At 41.3% G+C, this 20,114-nt stretch carries 14 protein-coding genes; 11 read left to right on the top strand and 3 right to left on the bottom strand.

The window, feature by feature from the left end:
• Nucleotides 1-54: 54 nt before the first annotated feature.
• The 4 genes from NSP_RS12235 (at nt 55) to minE (ending at nt 3,681) form a co-directional block, all read left to right on the top strand.
• Nucleotides 55-1,380 (top strand): four-carbon acid sugar kinase family protein, encoded by a 1,326-nt coding sequence (locus NSP_RS12235; protein WP_006195263.1) that lies wholly within the window; start codon nt 55-57, stop codon nt 1,378-1,380.
• Nucleotides 1,381-1,453: 73 nt separating this feature from the next.
• Complete coding sequence (gene minC / locus NSP_RS12230) at nt 1,454-2,491, top strand: septum site-determining protein MinC (protein WP_006195262.1); 1,038 nt, start codon at nt 1,454-1,456, stop codon at nt 2,489-2,491.
• Nucleotides 2,492-2,535: 44 nt separating this feature from the next.
• On the top strand, nt 2,536-3,342 hold the full coding sequence (minD, locus tag NSP_RS12225; RefSeq protein WP_006195261.1) for a septum site-determining protein MinD: 807 nt from the start codon (nt 2,536-2,538) through the stop codon (nt 3,340-3,342).
• Nucleotides 3,343-3,378: 36 nt separating this feature from the next.
• Nucleotides 3,379-3,681, top strand: a complete 303-nt coding sequence (minE, locus tag NSP_RS12220; protein ID WP_006195260.1) for a cell division topological specificity factor MinE — start codon at nt 3,379-3,381, stop codon at nt 3,679-3,681.
• Nucleotides 3,682-4,189: 508 nt separating this feature from the next.
• On the opposite strand, the gene NSP_RS12215 is transcribed toward minE, so the two are convergent.
• Nucleotides 4,190-5,482 (bottom strand): hypothetical protein, encoded by a 1,293-nt coding sequence (locus NSP_RS12215; RefSeq protein WP_173403281.1) that lies wholly within the window; start codon nt 5,480-5,482, stop codon nt 4,190-4,192.
• Nucleotides 5,483-6,562: 1,080 nt separating this feature from the next.
• On the opposite strand from NSP_RS12215, the gene fmt reads away from it, so the two are divergent.
• Nucleotides 6,563-7,564 carry a methionyl-tRNA formyltransferase gene (gene fmt, locus NSP_RS12210; RefSeq protein WP_006195258.1) on the top strand — a complete coding sequence of 334 codons (1,002 nt, stop codon included), beginning with the start codon at nt 6,563-6,565 and terminating at the stop codon, nt 7,562-7,564.
• On the opposite strand, the gene NSP_RS12205 is transcribed toward fmt, so the two are convergent.
• The gene (locus NSP_RS12205; RefSeq protein ID WP_006195257.1) at nt 7,561-7,920 is read right to left on the bottom strand and encodes a DUF6464 family protein; all 360 of its coding nucleotides are present in this window, start codon (nt 7,918-7,920) and stop codon (nt 7,561-7,563) included. The two genes, fmt and NSP_RS12205, sit on opposite strands and share 4 nt — an antisense overlap.
• Before the next feature lie 450 nt (nt 7,921-8,370).
• Here NSP_RS12205 and psaC point away from each other — a divergent pair, with 450 nt between their 5' ends.
• The 5 genes from psaC to NSP_RS12180 all read left to right on the top strand — a co-directional run bounded on the left by psaC (nt 8,371) and on the right by NSP_RS12180 (nt 12,605).
• Nucleotides 8,371-8,616: a photosystem I iron-sulfur center protein PsaC gene (psaC, locus tag NSP_RS12200; protein WP_006195256.1), complete on the top strand. Its 246-nt coding sequence runs from the start codon at nt 8,371-8,373 to the stop codon at nt 8,614-8,616.
• Nucleotides 8,617-8,964: 348 nt separating this feature from the next.
• Complete coding sequence (gene glmS, locus NSP_RS12195) at nt 8,965-10,863, top strand: glutamine--fructose-6-phosphate transaminase (isomerizing) (protein ID WP_006195255.1); 1,899 nt, start codon at nt 8,965-8,967, stop codon at nt 10,861-10,863.
• A 109-nt stretch (nt 10,864-10,972) separates the two neighbouring features.
• Nucleotides 10,973-11,545, top strand: a complete 573-nt coding sequence (locus NSP_RS12190; RefSeq protein WP_006195254.1) for a Uma2 family endonuclease — start codon at nt 10,973-10,975, stop codon at nt 11,543-11,545.
• A 279-nt stretch (nt 11,546-11,824) separates the two neighbouring features.
• The gene (locus tag NSP_RS12185) at nt 11,825-12,040 is read left to right on the top strand and encodes a hypothetical protein (protein ID WP_006195253.1); all 216 of its coding nucleotides are present in this window, start codon (nt 11,825-11,827) and stop codon (nt 12,038-12,040) included.
• A gap of 238 nt (nt 12,041-12,278) precedes the next feature.
• The gene (locus NSP_RS12180) at nt 12,279-12,605 is read left to right on the top strand and encodes a PIN domain-containing protein (RefSeq protein WP_006195252.1); all 327 of its coding nucleotides are present in this window, start codon (nt 12,279-12,281) and stop codon (nt 12,603-12,605) included.
• 146 nt (nt 12,606-12,751) lie between these two features.
• Here the strand turns inward: NSP_RS12180 and NSP_RS12175 are convergent, their stop codons facing one another.
• A complete protein-coding gene (locus NSP_RS12175) occupies nt 12,752-14,329 on the bottom strand; it encodes an NB-ARC domain-containing protein (RefSeq protein WP_006195251.1) in 1,578 nt (525 codons plus the stop codon).
• Nucleotides 14,330-15,240: 911 nt separating this feature from the next.
• On the opposite strand from NSP_RS12175, the gene NSP_RS24765 reads away from it, so the two are divergent.
• Nucleotides 15,241-20,114: lectin-like protein (locus NSP_RS24765; protein ID WP_017804105.1), on the top strand; the 4,874-nt coding region annotated here is incomplete at its 3' end.

Here is a 20,114-nt window from a genome sequence, read left to right as displayed (position 1 = left end):
AATTACCGGATTTTGCGGGATAATAAAAGGCTACTGCTAAACAAAATACATTTTATGAGTAATAAACCCAAAATTATTGTCTTGGATGATGACCCCACAGGGTCACAAACAGTCCACAGTTGCTTACTGTTGATGCAGTGGGATGTGGATACTTTACGCCTCGGTTTGCAGGATGATTCACCGATTTTCTTTGTCCTGACGAATACGAGATCCTTACCTCCAGAGTCAGCAGCATCTGTGACTAGAGAGGTTTGTCAAAATTTAAAGCTGGCTTTAGCTGCGGAAAATGTGACTGATTTTTTGGTTGTGAGCCGTTCTGATTCTACTCTACGAGGACATTATCCTATAGAAACTGATGCGATCGCTCAAGAACTTGGTCCCTTTGATGCTCATTTTCTTGTCCCCGCATTCTTTGAGGGTGGACGCATCACCCGTGACAGTGTACATTACCTCATAATTGACGGTGTACCTACTCCAGTACATGAAACAGAATTTGCTCGTGATTCGGTTTTCAGCTACCATCACAGTTACTTACCCAAGTATGTAGAGGAAAAAACTCAAGGGCGGATTAATGCGGAATCTGTAACTAGGTTTTTACTTGATGATATCCGGACTGGTAGTTTAGAACGCTTATTGCAACTCAGTCATAATCAGTGCGCTGTGGTTGATGGTGAAACTCAATCTGACCTTAATTCCTTTGCTGTCGATGTGCTAACAGCCACAAGTCAAGGAAAACGCTTTTTGTTTCGCAGTGCTGCCAGCATTTTAACAGCTTTGGCTGCTTTACCTCCTCAACCCATTGCTGCCGAAAACATGGCGGAATACGTGCGGGAAGGAAAACCAGGGGCGGTAATTGTGGGTTCTCACGTCAAAAAGACAACTCAGCAGTTGCAGGCGTTATTACAAGTTGAGGGGACGGCGGGAATTGAAGTCGATGTGGCGCGGTTACTTGATGATGGAGTGAAGGAATCAGAGCAACTGTTAACTGAGATTTTGTCAAGTATAAAAGCAGTACACAATGCGGGAAAAACTCCAGTAGTTTATACCAGTCGTCAGGAACTCAGTTTTAAAGATGTTAAAACTAGGTTAGAGTTTGGTGTAAAAGTTTCCCGTTTATTGATGGATATTGTGCGGGGTTTACCAGCTGATATCGGATTTTTAATCAGCAAGGGTGGAATTACCTCCAATGATGTCTTGAGTACGGGTCTGTCTTTAAATTCAGCCCGGTTACTCGGACAAATTTTAGCTGGTTGTTCAATGGTAATTACTACCTCGGAACACCCTCAGTTTCCTAATTTGCCAGTAGTGCTGTTTCCTGGTAATGTTGGCGATGCTGATGCCTTGGGGACGATTTACACAAGATTAACGAAAAATACATAGGTAAAGACATTTTTGGATTTTGCAAATAACTTAATATTGATAATTACTCGGTGTATCTATTGGCTGGTGCTGCATGACTTCTGATTCTCATATCCCCAATTTAGAGTCAAATTCTGCCCGGACTGATGCAGGGTCGAATTCTCACATTTCGGATTTAGAAGTAAATCCTCCCGTTGCTGACAATAAAAAGTCTAATTTCGGGATTTCTGATGCCGATTCTCATGATATTATCCCGGATGCAGAACTAAATTCTGTGCTTGACTATTTACAGTCAAATCCTGCCCCGACTGATGCTGAGTCTGTTTCTATGTTTGAGGATGTAGATTTGGATATTAATTCTCCTGAGTCAGTAACATCAGAGAATAGGTTAAAAAACCATATTCAAGTGCAGTTCAAAACTGAGGGGGAAAAACTGTTAGTCATTTTGCCCACAGAATCTCAAATCCCAGCCTCAGAAGTGGCTTGGTCTGATATTTGGCAACAATTGAAGTTGCGGTTAAATGCAGGCGATCGCTTTCGGACATCCAGGACACCAGTACATTTGCTCGCCAAAGACCGCTTATTAGATGGTAGACAACTGCAAGAATTCGCCGAAGCCTTCAGTGAAGCCCAACTGGATTTAAAATGTGTCGTCACCAGTCGTCGGCAAACAGCGATCGCCGCCGTCACCTCTGGTTATTCCGTCGAACAACTCCAACCAGAAACTTCTCTAAAATCGGAGTTGAAAACTGCGACTACAACCCCAGCAGATGCCCTATATCTGGAAATGACAGTCCGTTCGGGGACAGAAATTCGTCATCCTGGCACAGTGATTATTTTAGGAGATATCAATCCAGGTGGTATCGTAGTCGCAGAAGGAGATATTGTAATATGGGGGCGACTACGTGGAATTGCTCATGCGGGTGCTGGAGGCAATCGTGAGTGTCTGATTATGTCCTTGCAAATGGAACCAACCCAGTTGCGGATCGCAGATGCTGTAGCTAGGTCCCCAGAAAAATCACCAATGCAAGTTTTTCCAGAAGTGGCGCACATTACGCCCGCAGGAATTCGCATCGCCAGGGCTAATGATTTTTCCAGAAACCAATTAAATAGGTTAAATCAGGTTACATAAGTATTTAATATATTTCCTGAACCCTCATCAAGCGCAACTCTACCATGACTCGCATTATTGTGATTACCTCCGGTAAAGGAGGAGTGGGTAAAACCACAGTTTCCGCAAATTTAGGCATGACTTTAGCCAAAATTGGTCGTCAAGTTGCTTTAGTTGATGCGGATTTTGGTTTGAGAAATTTGGATTTATTGCTGGGACTAGAAAACCGCATCGTTTATACGGCGGTGGAAGTTCTGGCTAGGGAGTGTCGATTAGAACAGGCCTTGGTGAAAGATAAGCGACAACCCAATCTCGTATTACTACCAGCCGCTCAAAACCGTTCTAAAGATTCAGTCACTCCCGAACAGATGAAATTGCTAGTGAATGCACTAGCCCAAAAGTTTCAGTACGTGATTATCGATAGTCCGGCTGGTATTGAAAATGGGTTTAAAAATGCGATCGCCCCAGCAAAAGAAGCCCTGATTGTCACCACGCCGGAAATTTCCGCAGTTCGTGATGCTGACAGAGTAGTAGGATTACTAGAAGCACAAGGCGTTAAGCGCGCTCATTTAATCATTAACCGCATCAGACCCGCAATGGTACGAGCAAATGATATGATGTCTGTGCAAGATGTTCAAGAACTTCTGGCAATCCCCCTAATTGGGGTAATACCTGATGATGAGCGTGTTATTGTTTCTACCAATCGCGGCGAACCATTAGTATTAGGGGATACCCCCTCTTTAGCTGCTATAGCCTTTAATAATATTGCCCGTAGATTGGAAGGAGAAAAAGTCGATTTTCTTGATCTCGACGCACCCAATGACAACATCTTTGCCCGTCTGCGAAGGTTGTTGTGGACAAAGATTGTTTAACTAACTCATGTTCCAGTCTCCGCACACCCATTGGTAATGATCCTTGAACTTATAGAACGATTCTTTGTACGTACTCCTGACACCAGTCGCACTCAAGTGAAACGTCGCTTGCAACTGGTGATTGCCCACGACCGTGCTGATTTAGACCCCCAAAAATTAGAAAAAATGCGGCAAGAAATCCTGGAGATAGTTTGTCGCTATGTAGAAATTGAGACAGAAGGACTAGAGTTTTCTCTAGAAAGCAACCAACGCACCACAGCGTTAATTGCTAATTTACCTATCCGTCGAGTCAAAGAAGCCGTGACTGAATTAGAAAACAGCGAAAAATTAGAGGAGTAATAGTTAGCTAAAGCAGCAAGAAGCCCCACGTCTCACTCTTAGGAGCGTGGGATGAATTGTGAGTGAGTGACGAATTGACCAACGAGCGAAATTGAGCATAGCGAAATCAGCAATGTTGGTCGGTGAGGAATGAACACTTTCTTGGTTTTTTTTGCAAATATTTGATATAATTTTCACCATTAGGTGTAATCCAATTAAATGCTGAAAAGCAGCCTATTAAAATAAAAGCTAATTGTTTGGCTCAACCAAAGAACCGTGGGACGCACGGTCTTAAAGCTCAGTCAACGTCTTCATAGAAGAGTCGCTGAGAAGCCCACACTCACCTGAAAGGGAGTGTGTGGAGTACGTCACATTAACCGCTATTCGTAGGGTGTGTTGTCGCATAGCGCAACGCACCATATTGATTTGAAATTATTCCTCACTCAGAATATCTTTTAGTTCTGTCTCCTCAAAAAAATTCCCGTTGTTTTTGCATCTCACAACGGGAATCGGGGAAATTTTTGAGAAACTATCGAGAAGCAAATTGTGGCCCTGCCCAAACTTCAGTAATTTTTTTACCAAAAGTAATCGGCTGGTCTGCATCTGTTGTATTTACAGTTTGACCATCAGTAGCAACTTGTACTAAAGGCCAGTCTTCTTCCCCCATTTCACCTGCACGGAAAAGTGCATGATCAGGTTGGTTTTTACTCCAACCTAATAACACCGCTATCTTCTCATGCTCATGTTCCTCACGCGCCGGGGCTACAGTGTGAATGTGATTTTTTTGCCGATCCCAAATGACTGCATGATCTGTGGAATCGCCTGTATTGAACTTACCTTCAAACTTACGTGCTAAGAAGCGATCGCTTTTTTCCGACCAGCTCACAGGAACTAAAACCCCTATTTTCCCACTCATAGTTGTATCCACTGCTTCTAGCGATGAGACGTTTCTGTGTAACAGAGGATCGCTCAAAGGCGCAGTAGAAGCCATCACCCGCAACCGATTCGTTTGTGTATCTTCCACAAACATCACACTGGTAACTTTGCTGTTATACATTTCGGGTCTTACTTCTAGTTGCACCCGGCTGTAAACAATATACCTACCATCAGGAGAAGTCACAGGCACACTGCGATAGTGGCGAACCCCCGAACCTCCATTAGCAGCAATAGCCTCTTGAGTAGCGAGAATCCATTTCCAGGGAATCGGATGGGGGCTTCCTATGGGATCAATCTGTGCCATTTCCGCCTCATCAAATTCTTCCAACACAGGTGTTTCCGGTGTTAAAATTGCTGGCAATTGTCTAGGCGTTTCTCTCAGTGATTTAGCACTCAACAATTCATTTGGCAACTCAGTATTAAAGTCATTAGCAGAGTTAAATTTCTGCCCTAAATTCAATTTACTAACACGCCTTTCTGGAATTGGTGCTAGTTCCACTGCTGCTAATGGTGAAGCCGCATCGACATCACCCCTAGAGATAAAATCATCTGCGACCAAAGACTCAATTTTGCTCCTTTGTAAGATTGACGGTTCCCGAACAGAAGCCATTAACAATGGCATAGAGTCAGATTTTCCCATCAAGGAGCTTATGGGAGACGTTGTTAATAATTCAACTAAATAAGGTTCATTCATCGTAGCAACTCCCAATGGCGCAGAGTCAAATTCTGCCCTTGCGGAAGTAATTTTTGTTACTACTTTTAATTGTTTTGCTGAACTAGAGTTACCCGATGCCGCAACTAAGGGTGCGATCAGCATCACGAGGAAAAAATAATTGAGAAATGGTTTAACGCGGAACCATCCTGACAGCAAGAAGAGTTTGAGCATATGTAGACTCTCTAGGGAGGGCGGGTGCTGTGTGAAGAGCAATGCCTAGGCAGCAAGGTAGCAAGCAATAATTACAGGTATAACAACAAAATGACAGATTTAACTAGTAAAACTAGATAATTTGTTCAAACTTTGTATAATTTTACAAAAATTTAGTGTCATATTTCACACCTCATTGCTGATAAATTGTGGTTTTTTGTGGGATATCTGCCCAATCAACTGATGCAGATCACATAAAAGTTACTGCATAAAATACACTGTTGCCACCGCCTTTAATACTCGACTACATCAAATAAATGGTGCTAGTTAAAGGTATTAAACCTATCCTGTCAGCTAAATTTACTGACATGACAGAGGCAGAGCAAAATAACTTACCTGTTGGCATTGGCATTAGCAAAAGCTAAGGCACTGGTGGTTTCCCTATTGATTCCTGCTACAACAGAGCAGACCCCGATAACAGTGGCAGTGAGGCGTTACGTTAAAACCTGGGAAAGATGACGCACAACGACATAATACTCAAAAAACACCGTTAGCATCTACCCCCAAATAGAAACTCTGATCTCAAAAAAGGAAAATTGCGCGATCGCAACCCAATTCGAGAAACACAACTAAATGTGTAGCAGAATACAGAGAGAATTTATCACAATTATTTACTGAGTAGACCTAAAATGACTTGTTGTGAGACATAGCCACATAGGATTACTAGCACTTTATACAGTCGATATCAGCTTATTGCCTTCTCACCTTATTCTTAATTGTATAAGTTTATCAAGCAAAGCTGGTTTTGGGCAATATAAAACCACCTTAACATCAAAAAAATTCATTTGGCACTATTTTCTCTAAAAAGGCTGGCTAATCCTAACTATTCTCAGGCATTCCCCCGTCATTACAGAAGCTCCTAGTTCAGCTATAGGCAACTAGGAGTACTGACCCTAAGCTTTATAAATAGGCAAAGATTGATTAAACTATGCTACGACATATAAAATTGTTTAAATTGGTTTGTAATCAGGGCTTTAGTCAGATTTTGCCCTGTTAGAGACATTAATAATTTTAACTGACCTACGTAATAAGCAACAAATAATGAAAATTGTATTTTTTGGAACACCTGACTTTGCAGTTCCTACCCTAGAAAAATTACTAAATCAACCAGATTTTCAGGTTTTAGCAGTTGTTACCCAACCTGATAAACGTCGGGAACGTGGTAACAAACTTATCCCTTCACCAGTAAAAACCGTTGCTATTAACCATAATTTGCCTGTATGGCAACCACAACGGATTAAAAAGGACACTGAAACTTTAACCCAACTTCGCGAATGTGATGCAGATGTATTTGTCGTTGTGGCCTATGGACAGATTTTGTCCCCAGAAATCTTGGATATGCCAAAATTGGGTTGTGTGAATGTGCATGGCTCGATTTTACCCAAGTATCGTGGTGCAGCACCGATTCAGTGGTGTCTGTACAACGGCGAAACAGAAACGGGGATCACTACCATGTTAATGGATGCCGGAATGGATACTGGGGCAATGCTATTAAAAGCAACTACACCTATTGCGCTGCTAGATAATGCCCAGGATTTAGCCCAGAGGCTATGTGTCATTGGTGGAGATTTATTAGTAGAAACTCTGTTTAAACTGGAAAATCGGGAAATTGCACCTGTTCCCCAAGATGAAGCAGAAGCGACTTATGCGCCTTTGATTCAAAAGCACAACTATACTTTGGATTGGTCAAAAAGCGCTATTCAATTACATAACCAAATCAGAGGTTTTTACCCCAACTGTACAGCCACCTTTCGGGATCAAGGCATCAAAATTATCGCCTCGGTTCCCCTTGGTGATGCTTACGGTTACGAGCCGACACCTGAATTAACAGAAATTTACCAAAAATTGCCTGAATTATCGACTATATCAGGTAGTCCAGGACAAGTGGTCAGCATCGCCAAGGGAATTGGCGCAATTGCCCAAACTGGTGAAGGTTTGCTACTTTTACGCGAGGTTCAATTAGCTGGTAAACGTCCCCAGTCAGGATGGGATTTTGTCAATGGTAATCGTTTAACTGTGGGTGAAGTATTTGGCAATGGTTAAACAGCTAATTTTTCGTAGAAACGGCAAGACTCACAAGGGCCTTCTGGGTTGACAGCACAGCGCATGATTTCCGATTGTGCATTATAGCTACAGGTAGCATCACCAATGACCCAACGTCCCTGGACGAAAGTTTTCTCTGTTGGTCTTTTGGCGCACTGTACGTAAAGGGCTATATTCCGCAGATGGTAACGTCCTGATTTAAATTGGTATCTGTGGCGGCGTTCTAATACCGCATAAGTTTTACCTTCAAAATCGACGTAATTTCCTGGTTGGGGTGTCCAATCAAGTTGGACTCTGCCGAGTGACTGACTGGGATGTGTCAGAATTACCTCGGTTGCTAAAGAGTCTGGCTCCATAAGTTTATGTGACGTGGTTTACATTAATTATAAATACCAGGCTGAAAACCTTAGACAAAATTACAGCGATCGCCTCTGGCGGGGCTTTGCCCATCGCTCTCTATAGTGCAGAACATTTCGTCACAAATTCGTTCAATTCAGTAGTGTATAATATTCAGACAATAATTACTATAAATAAATCCAGATTGACTTGATTTGTGTTGACTTTCACTTCATATAAGTTTACAAATATCCACAATTTCAGAAAGCATTCAGGTCAATATATACCTGTGATATCGTTGATATATAAGCAATAGAGAGATTTTGCCAATAGAAATTTTTTCGAGTCTCAATTACATTGTTTAAAGTTATGTAGCCTTTTGATTACGGACTATAAGCTACTGCTGTAAACTATGCTTTGATATATGATTCTTTCGCAGAGAAGAACACTGGAAAGGAGCCTTTTTCTCAATGTCTCATACCGTTAAAATTTACGATACCTGCATTGGCTGCACCCAGTGCGTCCGCGCTTGCCCTACAGACGTGTTGGAGATGGTACCCTGGGATGGCTGTAAAGCTGCTCAACTTGCCGCTTCACCTCGCACTGAAGACTGCGTAGGATGTAAGCGTTGTGAAACTGCTTGCCCTACTGACTTTTTGAGCATCCGAGTTTATCTAGGTGCTGAAACAACTCGCAGCATGGGTCTAGCTTACTAAGGAATTTTTGTGAAAATTCCTGATTGGTTCCACAATTGAGTGTTTCCATAGCAAGCTACTTTAAGGTTGTAGGGTGGGTTCTGCTCACCCTACTAAAATTTTTCTTTTAGTTTAAAAATTCAAAAATCATAATACCTGGTAGCATAGGGAGCAACTAGTACACTGCGGCGTAAATATGGATACCCTTTCAAAAGGTTCAAAAGCCCAACGTAAAAGCTTTTTGACTTTTGACTTTTGACTTTTGACGAACGCCTTGCGGTACTAGCTCCTTTTTTCTTGGACAAAAAGCCGCTTTTATGCTGGCAACTAGACTAAATTAAATTATATTCAAATCAGAGTGGTGTGAGTATGTGTGGAATCGTTGGGTATATAGGGACTCAAGTAGCAACAGATATTTTACTGGCTGGGTTGGAAAAACTGGAGTATCGCGGGTATGACTCCGCCGGTATAGCCACAGTCACAGAAGGTGAAGTCAACTGTGTTCGCGCCAAAGGTAAACTACATAACTTACGTTCTAAACTCGAACAAATCGCCACTCATTCTCAAATTGGTATCGGTCACACTCGCTGGGCGACTCATGGTAAGCCAGAAGAACACAACGCCCATCCCCACATGGATATGGCTATGCGCGTGGCGGTGGTGCAAAATGGCATTGTGGAAAACTATCGGGGGTTGCGCGAAGAACTGAAACAAAAAGGACACCAGTTTGTTTCCGAAACCGACACCGAAGTTATTCCCCATCTCATAGCTGAATTTCTCAAAAATCCTCCAGCGCCTCATCTCCCTAGTTCCCCTTCTCCGCTTTTAGACGCAATTCGCCAAGCTGTTAACTATCTTAAAGGAGCGTTTGCGATCGCAGTAATTTCTGCTGACTACCCAGATGAACTAATTGTTGTCCGTCAACAAGCCCCTCTAGTCATTGGCTTTGGTCAAGGTGAATTCTTTTGCGCCTCCGACACCCCCGCAATTGTGGCTCATACTCGTGCAGTTTTACCGTTAGAAAATGGCGAAATTGCCCGTCTTACACCATTAGGCGTGGAAATTTACAACTTTGCTGGCGACAGATTGAAAAAACAGCCCCGAATGCTGAATTTGAATCCCACGATGGTAGAAAAGCAGGGATTCAAACACTTTATGCTTAAAGAAATTTATGAGCAACCGGGGGTAGTAAGAGCCAGTTTAGCAGCTTACTTTGATACTGATAGTAATTCTGCTGACTTAGCCTCACCCATTAACCTGGGCTTACCTCCTGAATTTTACGCAGATTTAGAACAAATTAATATTGTGGCTTGTGGTACAAGTTGGCACGCCGCATTACTCGGAAAATACTTAATTGAACAACTAGCAGGAATTTCCACTCAGGTACATTATGCTTCTGAATATCGCTATGCACCCTCACCTTTAACCGCAAATACCTTAATTATTGGTGTGACTCAATCAGGTGAAACTGCTGATACTTTAGCAGCTTTAGGGATGGAAAAAGAACGTCGCCTGGGGCAAGAACCTCAGTATCAAGCGCGACTATTAGGGATTACCAATCGCCCAGAAAGCAGCCTGGGGTTAATGGTTCCCCATATTATCAACACCTTAGCGGGAATTGAAATTGGGGTAGCAGCAACGAAAACTTTTACCGCCCAATTGATGGCATTTTATGCTTTAGCGTTAGATTTAGCGGCTCGTCGTCAGACAGTTTCCCCAGAAAGATTAGCAGAAATTATTCAGGGGTTGCGCCAAATTCCTCAACAAATTGAAGCCACGTTGCAGAGTCAGGAAACTTTAACTGAACACTTAGCCCATGAGTTTGCAGACACAACAGATTTTATCTTTTTAGGTAGGGGGATCAATTTTCCTATTGCTTTAGAAGGGGCGTTAAAATTAAAAGAAATCAGCTATATTCATGCTGAAGGTTATCCTGCGGGGGAAATGAAACATGGACCGATTGCGTTATTAGAAGCGAAAGTTCCAGTGGTTGCGATCGCAGTTCCTGGTAATGTATATGAAAAGGTGCTTTCTAACGCCCAAGAAGCCAAAGCCAGAGATTCCCGCTTAATTGGTGTAACTCCCAGCAATGATGGCGAAGCGGCGGAAATTTTTAATGATTTGCTCCCAGTATCTGAAGTGGATGAATTACTCTCACCGATTCTGACAGTGATTCCTTTGCAACTCTTGGCTTATCATATTGCAGCGCGTCGCGGTTTGGATGTTGACCAGCCCCGAAATTTAGCAAAATCAGTCACTGTGGAATAGGCTATTGATAGAAGTAGTAGCGCACACGCTCTACTACTAATCAATGGGGAATTCTTGATCATCTTTTGAGAACTACCTCAAAAAAATCCCTTTATTTAGAGTTTACACCATGACACAGACAACTGAGCGTTTATACTCTTTTGAAGAATATCTTACTTATGATAATGGAACTGATAGCCGTTATGAACTGGTGGATGGGAAACTAGAACTGATGAATCCACCCACTTTTAGACATTTGCTAATTTCCGACTTTATTCAGGATAACTTTAAGGCAGAAATCAAGCGTTTGAGTTTACCTTGGCTATGCTTTAAAGAGGCAGGGGTGAGAACAGGATGGCGGAAGTCAAGATTATCTGATGTTTATGTTGTAACAACTGCACAGGTAATGGAATTCCTGGATGAGTCTGCTGTTTGTCAGACTGCGCCGATATTAGTAGTAGAAGTTGTCAGTCTTGATTCAGTCAAACGCGATTATCGTCACAAACGTTCTGAATATGCAGCCTTGGAGATTCCTGAATATTGGATTGTAGACCCCATCAAGTCAAAAATTACAATTTTATTATTGGAAGAAGGATTATACGAAGAACAAGAGTTTAGCGGAAATCAGCAAATTATATCTGCAACTTTCCCGAAAATTGCGCTGACAGTTGAACAAGTTTTAGCTGCGGGTAATGTTGCTTAAAAAATACCTTAGCCATTTTTTGTAGTAGGGGTTAAGCGACAGCGCAAACCAACGCATTTGTTGGGTTTCAGGCTTCAAAACAACCTACGAATTAAGGCTTTTTTCAATTGGGCTAAGGTATTGAAGAACAATTAGAAAAAATCGGTTAAAATTCATTTAGTCCAGAACTGCGTAAATAGGGATACTATTTTCAAAAGCTCAAAATACTAGAATAAACGCTTTTTGACTTTTGACTTTTAACTTTTGACTTCCGCGAAGCGGTACTAGGAGGTAAGCTATATGTTAAAAACCATTCAAGGCATTTATAAAAACGGCAAAATTGAACTGGATGAAACACCGCAGGACATTAGTGAAAGCCTAGTTTTCGTCACCTTCCTAGAAGCTAAACCCAGCCAATGGCCAGAAATGCTCATGCAATATCAAGGTGTAAAAGAAAGTATCATCTTTGAATCATATCGAGATGAACTGATACCACCTAACGAAATAGAACTTTAATCATATATGGGTTATCTCCTGGATACTTGCGTTATTAGTGATTTTGTCAAAGGAGAAGAAAACACCCTCCAGCGAATAAAATTAATCTCCCCTGCTGAAATTTTTGTTTCATCTCTAAGAGGATGTCTGAGAAGTATCAGTTTTATCCATATCCCCCCTTACCCCCCTTAATAAGGGGGGGAAAATTAATCAAAGTCCCCCTTTTTAAGGGGGATTTAGGGGGATCTACAAGTGTTTTATGCAACACGAAAAAGTTTTCAGACATCCTCTAACAGTTATGGAGGTGAAATATGGATTAGCTATCAACCCACAACGCGCTGTTAAAATTCAATCAATTATTGAAACCTTATTAAATTCAATTACAATTTTACCTTTTGACTCGAAAGAAGCAGAACAAGCAGCTCAAATCAGAAGCTTTCTTAAACAAGCAGGTTCACCTATTGGTGCTTATGATGTCCTCATCGCAGCTACCGCAGTCATCAATAATCACATAGTAGTGACATCTAATGTCCGAGAATTTCAAAGAGTACCTAACTTGCAAATCGAAAATTGGCGTTCTGTGTGAATAGCTGACTCCTCCCCTAACTTATCCTCGGTTAGCTTCCCGTTGAATATAGCAACCGCCAAGGTAATTAGGACATTCACTATTCACTACTCCCTATTCCCTTAAAACCACAGGAATTGCTTTTAGTAAATTATACAACTTTTTTATTAATCAATTGAATAATTTGATCTAATCTCTGTGATGTAAAATGGCAGTACATCTTTTTCTGCTTCTGTTAATTCAATTTCCAGATAATCACAGAGATGAATCAAATTGAACACTCCATATTTAGATAACTGCTGTCTAAATGTTTGCACTTCCTCTAAAATGCCCTGAAAGTGTCTCTTGATATCTGTTTTTGAAGTAAAATAATTACAAAATTGCTCGGCAATTGCTTTTAAATTCACTGAAAATTGGTTTTTTATTAAATATTTTTTTGATGTTTCCGGAAAAAGCAGATATTTATTAAACAGGGAAAACTTTCTATTTATCAGTTCCATTAAAATTTGCTGTTTAAGTTTTTCTCCCACATACTTCATCACTACAAGTTTTTGGGTATAACCTTTAGCTGTTTTTTCAATTAGTGAGCGCGAAATCAATCTTTCTATTGCATTTAAAAGTTGGAATTTAGGAACATTCGTCCAAATATTTTGAGCTAAGGTGTCAATAGTTGACAATTGGCGATGAATAGCTATAAAGTACATAATATGCCATTCTATGTCAGAAAGGCGATTTAACTGCTGCTCTAGTAAGTGAATAATATCACTCAGCAATAAAATATTTTGTTCTAGGAATTTGCCTATCTCGCCATCAAATAGCTCGATTATAGCATTAGTAACCATGTATATTTGTAAAGGGTTATGATTATAGCGATCGCACAATTCCTGTTTTTGCTCATCGGAACCTAGCAGTTGCTTTAATTCTACTATTTGAAGCGCTACTTCTGGAGAACCTTCTAACTGGAGGAAACGCACCTTTAAACCTACTTGCTCTAAAATTGCGACTTCAGTCGGCTTTTCTCTAGATGTTAAAATCAAACAGCTATTATGGTTGGTTTTGCCAATTGCTTGAATTAAATCAGCATATATGTGATATTCAGGGCGAAACTTTCCCAGGGAACCCGCATCTAAGACTGTTTCTAGGTTATCGAAAATTAATAGACATCGATAAGTACGCAGATAATCTATGAGTAGATTGATGTCGGGTTGAGTTTCTTCCTCATCGGATAACAATGAGACTAATTCAATTATAACATTAGTTCCCGAATTAGTATACTGTAGCGATCGCCAAATCACATAATCAAACTGATCTTGAATTTCTGTTGCTAATTGAGTCGCTAAACTCGTTTTACCAACTCCGCCCATTCCTAATAATGTCACCAAGCGACAGCCATCTTCTAGAATCAATGTTTTTAGCTGTCTCAGTTCTTGTAAGTGTCCATGAAATGATGAAACATCAATCGCCGTCCCCCAGCTTCTGTTTTTTTCCGAATAATCTGTAGTTTTACAATAATTTTGTGGCTGGTCATTAAAAATAGAAATTTCTTTCCAATCAAGATTTAATCTCCTACACAATTCTTCAAAAGTTCCATGATTAACAGCTTTACCAGTCAGGAAATTGCTAACTGTAGCTAGAGCTAAACCTGTATCATAAGCCAAGCTTCTTTGGTTGGGGTAGCCATTACGTATCACTGCTAACTTAACTTGATCAATACAATCATGACGAACTTTTAAAGACCTTGCCATTTTGCTTTCTGGTTGTTGGATATTTACACATTTTTCTCTCTTCTGTCACTTTCGGGAAACATTGGTAATCTCCGAATTTTCGAGATTTTTTATAGAAAGCGATTGACTTTGCCAGTGCCGTAGGCAATCGCACGATTATTTTCTCATCACAAATACAACAACCAAGTTGTTATAAAAGCATAGCCTGTATTAATTTCCTAATACAGCTTACAGAGATTGTCCTCCCCGAAATTGACAGAAGCGGGATTTGATGGATTTTGCTGCCACTTATATATAGATCCCAGCACAATCTACTTATACACTTCTGCCTTGAACTTGTTTTCCAACTTTATCTTCCATATCTTCACGCCAATACTGCAATTGTCCTTTATGTCAAAACTCATACCATATAAACTCATATCCTGCACCTAGCTAGCGACTGAAAATGTAGAGACGTTGCATAGAAAGTCTCTACACAGGCTTTCCCCACCTACCTGGCTTCAAAAACCTTGTTTTTCCGTGATTAAACGTAGGCGGACTTTGTTTGTGTAGCTGCGATTTTAAGGGTTCCAAGGCTTCGTGCAAGATGTCAGTTTTTGTAGGTTGGGTTAAGCGACAGCGCCACCCAACAAAAGTCCGTAAATATTCGGTTTACTTGCGTCAACCCAACCTACCTAATTTAATGTTTTTAGCTTAACCGACAAGTATTGGGTTAGGGGTGAAGTGCTGTAATTTTTATTTATACAAAGAATAATAAAAGTTAGTCATAACTTAGGTTAACTCAGTAAAACTCAGTACGGAAAACAGTAACGAAGTTGATAAAGTAAACAAACGCATCAACAGAAATATGAGGATTTTACTACCTGATTAACCAGGAGTAATATCTGCAAAGTTAAATACTACTTCACCTACACAAAAGGAAACAACCCAAAATGTCTAGAAATACCAGCCCATCTCAAACTTGGCTGAAACTCGTAGTTGATCAATCATTAGATACAGTCTTTGATCTGCTACATCAATTCGCTAATACTCCTCGTTTCCGTGAGAGCATAGCAGTTACATTTGGTAAATCAGTTGATGCTAGTGGCTTTCAGACTGCTTGGATAAATAGAGATTTTGCAACTTTACCTCCTATTGAAATCCGCAGTGCAGCCGAAATTAATGGTGCTAATGGGGCTTTTTCTCAAGACACTGGCAAGATTTATTTAGCTGCTGAGTTTATTCGTCAAAATGCTAACAATCTTGAAGCAATTGCGAATGTATTGCTGGAAGAATACGGGCATTTTGTTGATGCACAAATTAATGTCATAGATACACCGGGTGATGAAGGGGCAATTTTTTCGAGTTTGGCACAAGGGAAGATTTTAAGCGAGCAAGAATTAGCCGTGTTGCAGGCTGAGGATGATACGGCGACTATTACGTTAGATGGTCAGGTTATTGAGATTGAGCAGAATAATCCTGTCTTGAAAGTCACTAACAATAACGATAGTGGTGCAGGTTCTCTGCGCCAAGCCATCATTGATGCGGGTAATAAGGCTGGGGTAGATACCATTGATCTAACCAGCGTCAGTGGCACAATTAATATCAACAGTTCTCTAGTTCTTGGTGCAAGTAACCATATTAATTTTGTTGATGATGGTAACACCACCATTAGCGGTCAAAATGCCCGTCAAATTCTTACGGTGGATGGGGCTAATGTTACCTTCTCTAGACTGACCTTTGCTAATGGTTTAGCCAGAGGAGGCGATGGTAATAATAATGGTGGTGGCGGTGGTTTAGGCGCAGGGGGGGCGCTGTTTATTAATGCAGGGAATGTCACCCTTAATAATGTGACTTTTAGCGGTAACAGGGCTATCGGTGGTAATGGTGGTGCAGCTGGTGTGTCTAGCGGTCAGAATAGTTACAATTCTAACAACACTAATGGGGTAGCCGGAGGTCAAGGTGGGAGATTGAATTATAGCACCAGCGGAGGCGGTGCATCGGGTGGTAGTGGCGGTAGTAAGGGTGATAGCAATAACTATGATGGCTCCAATGGCAGTCCAGGAAGCCCAGGTGGTTTTGGCGGTGGTGGCGGTGGCGGCGGTGGCGGCGGCGGTGCTTATGGCTGGGTTGGTGCAGATCAAGGCGGAAATGGTGGAAATGGTGGAAATGGTGGTTTTGGCGGTGGTGGCGGCGGTGGCGGCGGCGGCGGTGCCGATTATGATCGTGATAGTACCAATGATAATGGAAGCGGTGGAGCAGGTGGAGCAGGCGGTAGCTTCGGTGGAAAAGGAAGCGATGGAGTCGGTGGACTCGCCGTTGGAAATACAAGTAGTGAAGCTAGTAATAATAACAGATTAAGCGGCAGAGGTGGCGGTGGCGCTGGTTTAGGTGGTGCGATCTTCGTTAACTCTGGTGCGAGTTTAACCCTACTCAATAGCGTTTTTACTGGCAACTCAGTCGCAGGTGGTCAGGGTGGAAATATCGGTGAAGGTGTAGCTCCAAATATTTTTCTCAAAAATGGAGCTACAGCCCAAGCCATTGGCACAAATTATAGTGATACCTCCGGTACAATCACGGATGTTACCTTCCCAACTAATGCCTATCAGTATAAGGGGTCTATCTATCGCCACACTACTGATGAAACATGGCAACAAGCTCAACTTCAGGCACAGAGTTTAGGCGGAAATCTTGTCACCGTCAATGATGAAGCCGAGCAACGTTGGTTAGTCAGTACCTTTGGTAGTAGTGAACCACTGTGGACTGGGTTAACAGATGAAGTCACAGAAGGCCAATTCAAGTGGGTCAGTGGTGAAACTTCTACTTACACTAACTGGTATCCAGGTGAACCGAATAATGATGGGAATGAAGATTATGTGGGGATGAATTTCCGTGATGCTGGCAAATGGAACGATTACCCCAGTACCACTTCTCAAAGAGGCATTATTGAAAACAAATTTTACGAGTATAACGGCAGCAAATATCTCTTAACTGGTCCTGGAACATGGGAACAAGCTCAAGCACAGGCACAGAGTTTAGGGGGAAATCTTGTCACCATCAACTCACAAGTTGAACAAGACTGGTTAGTTAATACTTTTGGTACTGAACAACTGTGGATTGGGTTGACAGATAAGGTAACGCAAGGCCAGTTCAAGTGGGCAAGTGGTGAAAATTCTACTTACACTAACTGGTATCCAGGTGAACCAAATGGTAATAATGGACAGGAAGATTATGTGGGGATGAATTTCGGTGGTGCTGGCAAATGGAACGATTACCCCAGTACCTATTCTCAAAGAGGCATCATTGAAATCAATCAGTATGCTGCAACTGGAAGCAATACAGATTCTCAGTTTTTCGTTCTCGCAAAACCCGAAAAATTTACCGTTAGTGCGGTAGGTGGTTTTGGTCCTGACATTTTCCAACTCAGATCCTACGACGGCTTAACCACCTCACAAAAAGTTTCTGGTTCTCAAGGCAGTGATATATTCAACATATCAATTGAAGGATCATCTGGTACAGTCGGACTGGACTTCAATACTGGCAAACTCAAACAGTTGGCTGAACTTTTAGTAGAACCTGATTGGGATGTTAGGGAAGAACGTCGTGCTGCGGATCTTACTCATGCTTCAATGGGGGCTAGTATTGATTATATAGCAATAGCAGCTAAATCAGCAACGTTTTTTGATATAACCGATACAGCTGAGAATGTAATTGATGTTTTTGCTGTTACTGCACACTGGGCTAATGATAGAGCTAATATCGCAAAAAACTACAACTTAGACATAAAGGAATATCAAAACAACTTGGCGGGTATTGGTAACTTCTTTGACGGTCAAGGAGCAAATGGTTGGGGAACTGTCAACGTAACGCAAAGAAGATCCATAGTAGAAATTATGGATTTTCAACCAGGGATAGATACCATCACACTTCCTAAGCTAACTGATAATAATTCCTATAACTATACATTAGCATCAGGTAGTATTAATGGAACAAGTGTAGAAGTAGCGTACAACAACCAAACAAATGAACCATCAACGTTTTTGAGAATTTACATAGATCCAAACCTTTTCCCAACAGTACAAGGTCAAAATGTTGGTGTAACGCAATTTATTGAGAGTTTGTTTACCAACAATGCGACTAATGGTGTTATCGGTAAGACTCGTAACAACACCAGCAAGGTAGCAGTCAGTGGAGAAAGCTACACTGGAACTATTGCTGGGGATTATATCTATGTTACCGAAAATAACCCCACTGTCGGCTCTGTCAAAATATACGGTCTTGCCGGTGATGATCTACTTGCAGGACGCAAAAATGGGACTAACGAAATATATGGTGGAGAAGGTAATGATTTAATTGTACCTGGTGGAGTGAATGACATTATTGATGGTGGTACAGGATATGACCAGGTTTATTATTCACAGAATACGGTAGGAATTTCTATCACCAGTAGTAACAGTACCAACTTCAAAAACGTTGAATCAGTCGTAGGTACTGACTACAACGATACTATCAATTTCAGTGATTTACAAGTTGCCCCAGAGGACGGATTACCCATAAATTTAGAGGGTAGCGGAGGAAATGACACTCTTATAGGCAGTCAATATAACGATGTCATTAATGGTGGAGAAGACGATGACTATCTTGATGGTAATGAAGGTAGTGACATTCTTTTTGGTGGACTTGGGGCTGATAAATTTGTATTCAATTCTGTATTAGAGGGTATTGATACTATCAAAGACTTTTCTCATTTGGAGGGAGATAAGATCGTGATTGGTTCTACCTTTGGCGCAACTGCCACAAGCCAATTCAATTACGACGATAATATAGGTGCTTTGAGCTTTGGTAGTAATCAGTTTGCTACTTTGAATACCAATTCTGGTTTCATTATTACCCAAGACCTGATATTATATAACAACAACCTCAGCCTCAATATCAACGGTAGTAGCAACGAATACGCTCTTTCCGCCGCCTCCCAAGATGTCACAGATGAATTCACCATCTCGGCTGATAAAACTCAACTAGGACTATCCGGTAACACCTGGAAAAAACTGGACATTGGTAATTACAATATTACCAACAACACCATCCTGGAATTTGAATTCCAAAGCAGCAAACGAGGAGAAATTCACGGAATTGGTTTTGATACTGACAATGATGTCATCAATAACCCCCAAAACTTATTCCAACTTAGTGGAACTCAAAATTGGGGACTGAATAACTTTAAAAACTATAGCACTGGTTCTGGTTGGCAATCTTACAGTATTACCGTAGGAGATTACTTCACCGGAGATTTCAACTACCTCACCTTTGCCAATGACCATGATGTAGCCTCACCTGATAGTAATGGTCAGTTCCGCAATATCCAACTCTACGAGAATCAGAATAACAACCTCAGCCTCAATATCAACGGTAGTAGCAACGAATACGCTCTTTCCGCCGCCTCCCAAGATGTCACAGATGAATTCACCATCTCGGCTGATAAAACTCAACTAGGACTATCCGGTAACACCTGGAAAAAACTGGACATTGGTAATTACAATATTACCAACAACACCATCCTGGAATTTGAATTCCAAAGCAGCAAACGAGGAGAAATTCACGGAATTGGTTTTGATACTGACAATGATGTCATCAATAACCCCCAAAACTTATTCCAACTTAGTGGAACTCAAAATTGGGGACTGAATAACTTTAAAAACTATAGCACTGGTTCTGGTTGGCAATCTTACAGTATTACCGTAGGAGATTACTTCACCGGAGATTTCAACTACCTCACCTTTGCCAATGACCATGATGTAGCCTCACCTGATAGTAATGGTCTGTTCCG

The organism is Nodularia spumigena CCY9414 (genome assembly GCF_000340565.2).
Taxonomy (GTDB): domain Bacteria; phylum Cyanobacteriota; class Cyanobacteriia; order Cyanobacteriales; family Nostocaceae; genus Nodularia; species Nodularia spumigena.
This window is presented reverse-complemented; position numbering and strand designations above follow the sequence as displayed.